Annotated in this window: 8 protein-coding genes; 4 read left to right on the top strand and 4 right to left on the bottom strand. The window is 69.9% G+C overall.

From position 1 onward, the window contains the following. Positions 1-1619, top strand: a 1619-nt coding sequence (locus RT309_RS11790) for a phosphoenolpyruvate carboxylase (protein WP_313357277.1), incomplete at its 5' end; no start/stop codon positions are given. A 126-nt stretch (positions 1620-1745) separates the two neighbouring features. Then, the gene (gdhA, locus tag RT309_RS11785) at positions 1746-3110 is read left to right on the top strand and encodes an NADP-specific glutamate dehydrogenase (RefSeq protein ID WP_396654449.1); all 1365 of its coding nucleotides are present in this window, start codon (positions 1746-1748) and stop codon (positions 3108-3110) included. Between the two features lie 52 nt (positions 3111-3162). Here gdhA and RT309_RS11780 read toward each other — a convergent pair whose 3' ends face one another. From RT309_RS11780 to RT309_RS11770, 3 genes are all read right to left on the bottom strand, one after another. After that, positions 3163-3759: a gamma carbonic anhydrase family protein gene (locus RT309_RS11780; RefSeq protein ID WP_313357275.1), complete on the bottom strand. Its 597-nt coding sequence runs from the start codon at positions 3757-3759 to the stop codon at positions 3163-3165. Positions 3760-3909: 150 nt separating this feature from the next. Then, the gene (cydB, locus tag RT309_RS11775) at positions 3910-4947 is read right to left on the bottom strand and encodes a cytochrome d ubiquinol oxidase subunit II (RefSeq protein WP_313357274.1); all 1038 of its coding nucleotides are present in this window, start codon (positions 4945-4947) and stop codon (positions 3910-3912) included. 24 nt (positions 4948-4971) lie between these two features. Beyond that, positions 4972-6564, bottom strand: a complete 1593-nt coding sequence (locus tag RT309_RS11770) for a cytochrome ubiquinol oxidase subunit I (protein ID WP_313357272.1) — start codon at positions 6562-6564, stop codon at positions 4972-4974. 146 nt (positions 6565-6710) lie between these two features. On the opposite strand from RT309_RS11770, the gene RT309_RS11765 reads away from it, so the two are divergent. Both RT309_RS11765 and RT309_RS11760 read left to right on the top strand, forming a co-directional pair. Beyond that, a complete protein-coding gene (locus RT309_RS11765; protein ID WP_313357270.1) occupies positions 6711-7067 on the top strand; it encodes a BlaI/MecI/CopY family transcriptional regulator in 357 nt (118 codons plus the stop codon). A 4-nt stretch (positions 7068-7071) separates the two neighbouring features. Next, positions 7072-7881 (top strand): M48 family metalloprotease, encoded by an 810-nt coding sequence (locus tag RT309_RS11760; protein ID WP_313357268.1) that lies wholly within the window; start codon positions 7072-7074, stop codon positions 7879-7881. A gap of 175 nt (positions 7882-8056) precedes the next feature. Here the strand turns inward: RT309_RS11760 and RT309_RS11755 are convergent. Then, positions 8057-8763, bottom strand: a 707-nt coding sequence (locus RT309_RS11755; protein WP_313357266.1) for an ATP-binding cassette domain-containing protein, incomplete at its 5' end; no start/stop codon positions are given.

Below are 8763 nucleotides of genomic sequence, written 5' to 3'. Positions count from 1 at the left end.
GCTCGCCGTCGGAGCCGCACCGCCGCGTGATGCTCGCGCTCGTGCACCGCGTGCACGCGACCCGCACCGAGCAGGGCGGCGCGTACGGCGCGCCCGAGGAGCTGCTCGCCGACCTGCGTGCGGTGCAGTCGTCGCTGGCGGATGCCGGTGCGCGCCGCCACGCGTTCGGCGGCCTGCAGCACGTGATCTGGCAGGTGGAGACGTACGGATTCCACCTCACCGAGCTCGAGGTGCGCCAGCACTCGAAGGTGCACCGGCAGGCGCTCGAAGAGCTCGACGCGGGCGGAGAGCTCAGCGCGCAGACCGAAGAGGTGCTCGATGTGTTCCGCGCGGTCGCCGACATCCAGCGCCGCTACGGCCTGCGCGCCGCCGGCCGCTACGTCGTCTCGTTCACGCAGTCCGCGCAGGACCTCGCCAATGTGCACCGCCTCGCGGCGTACGCGCTGGGCGAGGACGCTCCGGTGCTCGACGTCGTCCCGCTGTTCGAGACCTTCGCCGACCTGCAGGCGGCGCCTGCGATCCTCGCCGAGGTCGTGCAGTTCCCCGAGTTCCGCGCCCGCCTCGATGCCACCGGCGACCGGCTCGAGGTCATGCTCGGCTACTCCGACTCGTCGAAGGACGTCGGGCCGGTGGCCGCGAACCTCGCCCTCTACGAGGCGCAGCGTCAGATCGCCCTGTGGGCCAAGGAGTCCGGCATCCGGCTCACCCTTTTCCACGGTCGCGGCGGTGCGCTCGGCCGCGGCGGCGGCCCTGCCAACTCGGCGATCCTCGCGCAGCCGCCGCACTCGGTCGACGGCCGTTTCAAGCTCACCGAGCAGGGCGAGGTGATCTTCGCCCGCTATGGAGAGCCGGCGATCGCGATGCGCCACATCGACCAGGTGGCCGCGGCCACGCTGCTCGCCTCCTCCCCCACGGTCGAGCAGCGCACCAGCGGGGCTGCCGAGCGGTTCGCCGACGTGGCCCAGACGATGGACGCCGCGTCGCGCGAGCGGTTCTTCTCGCTCGTCGCAGCCGACGGGTTCGCGCCGTGGTTCGCGACCGTCACGCCGATGGAGGAGATCGGGCTGCTCGCCCTCGGCTCGCGCCCGGCGCGTCGCGGTCTCTCGGTCGAGTCGCTCGAGGATCTGCGTGCGATCCCGTGGGTGTTCGCGTGGACGCAGGCCAGGATCAACCTCGCCGGCTGGTTCGGTCTGGGCACGGCTCTGGATGCCGTCGGCGACGAGGCACGGCTGATCGAGGCGTACCGGGACTGGCCGCTGCTGCGCACCATGATCGACAACGTCGCGATGAGCCTGGCGAAGACCGACGAGCGCATCGCTCGCGAGTACCTCTCGCTCGGCGACCGCGACGACCTCGCGAAGATCGTGCTCGACGAGCTCGCACTCACCCGCGACTGGGTGATCCGGCTCACCGGCGGCGACCAGCTGCTCGGCAACAAGCCGGTGCTGCAGCGCGCCGTGCAGCTGCGCACCCCGTACGTCGACGCGCTGTCGCTGCTGCAGCTGCGTGCCCTGCGCGCGCTGCGCTCCGAGATCCAGGGCGAGACCGACCCCGACCTGCAGCGCCTGCTGCTGCTTTCGGTCAGTGGAGTCGCGGCGGGGCTGCAGAACACCGGCTGATAGCATCCCGACCGACTCATCGTCGGAGCAGGCTCGGCTCGCACGCTACAGTGAGACCCTGCCTGATCCGGTGAAGCATCACGCGACACGATCGCGCCCCTGATCCCCCAGCAGAAAGCTTCCCGCGTGACAGACACCACCGACTTCCACCCGCTCAGCGCCGCCGCGCAGCCCGTGTTCGACACGGTGCGGGCTCTCAACCCGAACGAGCCGGAGTTCCACCAGGCGGTGCACGAGGTGCTGCATTCCATCGGCCCCGTCCTCGAACGCCACCCGAAGTACCTCGATCAGGGCGTGCTCGAGCGGCTCGTCGAGCCCGAGCGGCAGGTCATCTTCCGGGTGCCGTGGACGGACGACGCCGGCAGGCTCCAGGTGAACCGCGGTTACCGGGTGCAGTACAACTCGGCACTCGGCCCGTACAAGGGCGGCCTGCGATTCCACCCCTCGGTGAACATCTCGATCATCAAGTTCCTCGGCTTCGAGCAGATCTTCAAGAACGCGCTCACCGGGCAGGGCATCGGCGGCGGCAAGGGCGGCTCGAACTTCGACCCGCACGGCCGGAGCGAGGCCGAGGTCATGCGCTTCTGCCAGTCGTTCATGAGCGAGCTGTTCCGGCACATCGGCGAGCACACCGACGTCCCCGCCGGTGACATCGGCGTCGGCGGTCGCGAGATCGGCTACATGTTCGGCATGTACCGCAAGATCACGAACCGCCACGAGTCGGGCATCCTCACCGGCAAGGGCATCGGCTGGGGTGGCGCTCAGGTGCGCACCGAGGCGACCGGCTACGGCGCGGTGTTCTTCGTGCAGGAGATGCTCGCCGTGCACGGCGAGAGCCTCGAGGGCAAGCGCGTGGCGGTCTCGGGCTCGGGCAACGTCGCGATCTACGCGATCGAGAAGGCCACCCAGCTCGGGGCGCGCGCGGTCACGGCATCCGACTCCTCCGGCTACATCGTCGATGACGCCGGCATCGACCTCGCACTGCTGCGTCAGATCAAGGAGGTCGAGCGCGGACGCATCGTCGAGTACGCGAACCGTCGCCCCGGCGCCCGCTTCGTCGAGGGCGGCAACGTCTGGGAGACCCCGGTCGACATCGCCGTGCCGTCGGCGACGCAGAACGAGCTGAACGAGGACTCGGCCCGCATGCTCATCGCCAACGGCGTGCGCGCGGTCGCCGAGGGTGCGAACATGCCGTCGACCCCCGAGGCCGTCGGCGCGTTCCAGGACTCCGAGGTGCTGTTCGCGCCGGGCAAGGCGGCGAACGCCGGCGGCGTTGCGACATCCGCTCTCGAGATGAGCCAGAACGCGTCGCGCCAGCGCTGGAACTTCGCGAACAGCGAGCAGAAGCTGCGCGACATCATGGCCGACATCCACGATGCGTCGTTCCGCGCCGCCGAGCGCTACGGCACCCCCGGCGACTACGTCGCGGGCGCCAACATCGCCGGCTTCGAACGCGTCGCCGACGCGATGCTCGCGCAGGGCGTCATCTGACCCGACGCGTCGCTGTCCTTCGCTGAGCGTTCTGGGGGCTGGATGCCGGGGGTCAGAGCAGGCGGTCGGCGGCGTGGCGGGCGAGCGAGCTCGCGTAGCGCTCAGTGAGCTGCACCATCAGGTCGGGGGTGTCGCGGTCGACGCCGAAGACGTGGCCGGGGAAGTCCAGGGCGGGCATCGCGGCGGCGATCTCGTCGGCACGGTCGGGTGAGAACAGCTGCACGGGGTCGCCGACCGCCACCCAGCCGATGGGAACGACGCTGCCCTCGTGCAGCACCGCGCGGCGCTGCACGATCGCGTTGACGCGCACCTCGCATCGCGGGCCGACGATCGCGCCGTTGAAGACGCGGGCTCCGGATGCCAGGAACACCTCCTCACCGACCGTCGCCCCCGCGATGCTGGCGAGCGTTCCGATCAGGGTGTGGTCGCCGATGTGCACGGCGTTCGCCGCGGTGGCGCGGATGAGGGCGTTCTCCATCACGATCACGTGCTCGCCGAGGGTGATCGGCCCGCCCTCAGCGGTGATCACCGCGCCGTGCAGCACCTGACAGTTCGGGCCGATCTCGACGTCGCCCGAGATCACAGCGGTCGGCGCCACGACGGCGGTGTCGTGGATGCGGGGCCGAGCCCCGAGGTGCTCGTACATCATGCGGTCAGAATAGCCGTGGCGGGCGACTGCGGCGGGCCGCGGTCGGGAATCCCAGACCATCCGGCCCCTGAGCGGCGTGTCTTCGGGTGACACGCCGCTCTCGAACGGATGGTCTGAGATCTCCGACCGATCGGCCCGCATTGCTCCCGCTCAGCGGGCGCGCAGCACCGCCGGCAGCACGATGTGCACCTCAGGGATCATTCCGGGGGTGACCCGCTTGCGGAAGATCCAGTAGCTCCACGCCTGGTAGAGCAGGATCACCGGCAGCGACACCGCGGCCACGACCGTCATCACGCCGAGCGTGTAGGGCCCGTTGGCGGCGTTCCACACGGTGAGATCGAACGCGGCATCCACCGTCGACGGCAGCAGCAGCGGGAACATGCCGGCGAAGATCGCCCCGGCGCCGAACAGACCGAACCCGGCGAAGCCGATGAACGCACGGCCCTCGAAGCGCCGCAGTGCGGCACGCCATCCGTAGACCGCGGCGAGCACGGCGAAGACGATGAGCGTCCAGGCGAACACGGTGCCGCCGTGCACGAGCTGCACCCAGATCGCCCATACCGCGGCGGGGGCGATGCACAGCGGCGCCCAGCGGGCGGCGAACCGCCCGGCCCGCTCGCGCACCGGGCCGTCGGCCTTCAGACCGAGGAAGGTCGCCGAGTGCAGCAGCGCGAAGCCGACCACGGCGAGACCGCCGAGCACGGCGGGGATCGTCAGCCAGACGAACGGACCGCCGACGCGGTCGCCGTTCGCGTCGATGGGCAGGCCGGTCGAGGTCAGGGCGAGCGCCGCGCCGATGCAGAACGCGACGATGAGCGAGCCGAGTCCGATCATCCACGTCCAGACGGTGCGCCAGCGCTCGGTGTGCACCTTGCCGCGGTACTCGATGCCGACTGCTCGCACGATCAGGCCGACCAGGGTGATCGTCAGCGGCACGTACAGGGTCGAGAACAGCGATGCATACCAGGCGGGGAACGCGGCGAACATCGCCGCCCCTGCGGTGATCAGCCACACCTCATTGCCGTCCCAGACCGGGCCGATGGTGTTGAGCATGACGCGACGGTCGCGCTCGGATCGGGTGGAGAAGACCATGTGCATGCCCACGCCGAGGTCGAAGCCCTCGAGCAGCAGGTAGCCGATCCACAGCACGGCGATCGCGATGAACCAGACGACGGGAAGCGGTTCCATTTCCTCAGTTCCTCTCGGGCCGGGTCAGTATGCGAAGGCGAGCACGTCGTCGCGTCGGTCGGGGTCGGGTCGGGTGTCGTCGCCGTCGTCCGGATGCCGGGATGCGGCGAGCTCGGGCATCGAGGCGGCCACGCCGCCGCGCACGTACTTCACCATGAGGTAGAGCTCGATCACGAGCATCACGCCGTACACCGCGCTGAGGGAGATGACCGAGAAGAGCATCTCGCCGGCGGTGACGCCGGGTGAGACGGCTGCGGCGGTGAACATGAAGACCCCGTCGATGCCGGTCGCGTCGGGGTTCGGCGCGACGACGAAGGGCTGGCGGCCGAGCTCGGTGAAGATCCAGCCGGCGATGTTCGCGGCGAACGGCGCGACCATGCCCAGCAGCGCGAGGCGCATGATCCACGGCGACCGCGGCACGGTGCCCTTGCGGGTCAGCCACAGCGCGACCACTCCGCCGAAGGCGACGACGCCGCCGAGTCCGATCATCAGCCGGAAGCCCCAGTAGGTGACCCACATCACGGGCACGTACTGCACGTCGGTGCCAGCCATGTCGCCGTAGAGCGCGTCATCGGGGATCGTCTTGCCGTACTGGTCGACGTACTGCGGTTCGAGGTCGTTGATGCCGGGCATCTCGGCGCCCCACTCCCCCGTGCCGAGGAAGCCGAGCACGCCGGGGATCTCGATGAGGGTGACCACGTCGGAGCAGTCCTTCGACCCCGGGTCGCCGAGGGAGAGCACCGAGAACGCCGAGCCGGTGTGGCAGGCGGCTTCCGCCGCCGCCATCTTCATCGGCTGCTGCTCGTACATCAGCTTGCCCTGGATGTCTCCGGATGCCACGGTGCCGAGGAACCCGGCGATGGCCACGATCGCGCCGAAGCGGAGCGACCAGATCCAGACGCCGTGGTCCTTCTTGTCGCGCCCGGGCACGGCATCCGCCTGTCCGACGATCACACGACCGGTCTCGTCGACCGAGTCGATGCCGTCATGGCGGCGTCGCCACAGGTGGTACCACGAGATGCCGAGCAGGAACATTCCCGCCACGACGAGGGCGCCGAAGATCGTGTGGGTGTAGGCGGCGATCGCGGTGTTGTTGGTGAGCACGGCCCACACGTCTGTCATCACGGGTCGCCCGTCGGCACCGAGCTCGACGCCGACCGGGTGCTGCATCCACGAGTTCGCGACGATGATGAAGAACGCCGAGATCCACGAGCCGATCACGGCGCACCAGAGCGCCGCGAGGTGCAGCCCCTTGCGCAGGCGACCCCAGCCGAAGATCCAGATGCCGAGGAAGGTCGACTCGACGAAGAAGGCGAGCAGCCCTTCCATGGCCAGCGGTGCGCCGAACACGTCGCCGACGAAGCGGGAGTATTCGCTCCAGGCCATGCCGAACTGGAACTCCTGCACGAGCCCGGTGGCGACTCCGACGATGAAGTTGATCAGGTAGACCTTCCCCCAGAACTTCGTCATCCGCAGGAACTTCTCGTCCCCGGTGCGCACCCACCGCGTCTGCATGATCGCCACCATCATGCCGAGGCCGAGAGTGAGCGGCACCATCAGGAAGTGGTAGACGGTGGTGATGCCGAACTGCCAGCGGGCGATGTCGAGAACGTCCACTCGGTTTCTCCGTTCGCGAAGGGGGCGGCGGTCGTCCGCCACAGCTATTCTACGCTTTGTAGAACTTCTTCGACACACGATAGAACAAATTCGACAGGGAGTAGAATCGAAGAGCCGGACAAAATGCGTGAAGGAGGGATGCGCTCATGGGAACGCTCGGAGAACTCGAACGCGCCGTGATGGATGCCATCTGGGATGCCGATGGGGCACTCAGCGCATACGACGTGCAGAGCCAGCTCGAGACCGACGGTCGAGCACTGGCCGTCACCACCTTGCTGACCGTGCTGTCACGGCTGGAGAAGAAGGGCTTCGTCGCCTCCGACCGCTCGGCCCGCCCGCACCGGTACACAGCCGTCGCCTCCCGCACCGACCACGTCGCGGAGCTGATGCACTCGGTGCTCGGCGACGCCGGCGACCGCGCCGCCGTGCTCAAGCGCTTCGTCGGCGGAGTGTCGCCCGAGGACGCCGCCGTGCTGCGCCAGCTGCTCGGCCGATCAGGCTGAACGTATGCTGACGGTCGTGGCCGACGCCGCGCAGAGCGGCGCCCTGGTCATCCCGCACGGGGTCGTCATCTTCGGCGCGATCGCGCTGGGTCTGGTCTCGATCGCCCTCGCGTGGCCCGTGCCTGTCGCCCTGTCGCGCGCATCGTGGCCGATGCGCGCCCCCGTGATGGCGCTGCTGCTGTGGCAGGCGATCGGCCTGGCCGGCGGGCTGTCGATGATCGCGGCGCTCGCTCTGACCGGTTACGCCGCACTGCCCCGGCATCCGTGGCTCGCACCGACGGCCGCCGTCCTGTTCACCATCTATCTGCTCGTCCATCTCGGAGCGACGATCGTTCAGGTGACGAAGCAGCGCCACCGTCACCTCGCGCTGCTCGAGATGCTGACCTCGCCGCATCCCACCCGCGCGCGCACGCGGGTGATCGACGAGGCGGTGCCCATGGCGTACTGCCTGCCGAACGGGCCGCGGTCGGTCACCGTGCTCTCGCAGGGGCTGCTCGACCGCCTGGATCCCGACGAGCTGGTCGCGGTGATCGCTCACGAACGCGCGCACGTCGAGCAGCGGCACGATCTGCTGCTGCTCGCGTTCCGCGCCTGGCGGTCGGCGCTGCCGTGGTTCCCGATCGCGGCGCGGGCGGAGGTCGAGGTCGCCGCTCTCGTGGAGATGCTGGCCGATGACCACGCGCGCCGCGAGGTGCGCGACGAGGTGCTGGCCCGGGCGATCCTGCAGGTGGGCGCGAGTGGAGTGCCCGGCGCCGATCAGCCCGTGTCGGGATCGATGCGGGTGAGCGACCGGTTCCGCCGGCTCGTCGGCTGACGCTCAGCCACGTGCGCGCTGTCTCGGGCACCGCGCGAGTCGGGCACCGCGCGAGTCGGGCACGGCGCGAGCGCAGGCGAACACCCGAGCACAGGAGAGATCCGCCCGGATCGGGCCTACCTCCGCATGTTCGCCTGTTCTCGATGAGTGCGGCCCGACCGGGAGGCACGACGCCTCACCCGGCCACGGGCACCGCGCGCTCCCCGAGCCGCACGACGGCGTCGCCGTGATGGCGATCGGCGCGGCGGTGCGAGACGAGCACGACGATCCGGTCGGCGGTGGCATGGCGCACATCGGCCATCATCGCCGCGGCCGTCGGCCGGTCGAGGTGCGCAGTGGGCTCATCCAGCAGCAGGATCTCGGCGCGGGTGAGCAGGGCCCGCGCGACGGCGAGGCGCTGACGCTCGCCGCCCGACAGCGCAGATCCGCCGGGGCCGACCCGCGCGTCGAGATCGCCGCCGAGGGTGCTGAGCAGCTCGGCGAGACCGGCCTGTGCGAGCACGTCGCGCAGCACATCGTCATCGGGTGCGTCGTCGCGGTCGCGGGCGAGCAGCAGATTGCCGCGCAGCGTCGAGTCGAAGACGTACGCATCCTGCGGGCACCAGGCGACCCGGTCCCGCCAGGCGCTCTCGTCGAAGGTCGTGATCGACTGCCGATCGGCGGTGATCGCTCCGGATGCCACGGGCAGCGTCCCCATCACGGCCGAGAGCAGTGTCGATTTGCCGGAACCAGACGGCCCGTCCAGCACGAGCCACCGGCCCCGGTCGACCTCGGCGGTGACGTTCGCCACGGCGGGGGCGGCCGTGCCCGGATAGCGCACCGTGACCGAATCGAGGGCGAGGCGGGACACGGCATCCGGTGTCGTCGTCCCCCACTGCGAAC

Origin of the sequence: Microbacterium sp. (genome assembly GCF_032084865.1) — a bacterium.
Lineage (GTDB): Bacteria > Actinomycetota > Actinomycetes > Actinomycetales > Microbacteriaceae > Microbacterium.
This window is presented reverse-complemented; position numbering and strand designations above follow the sequence as displayed.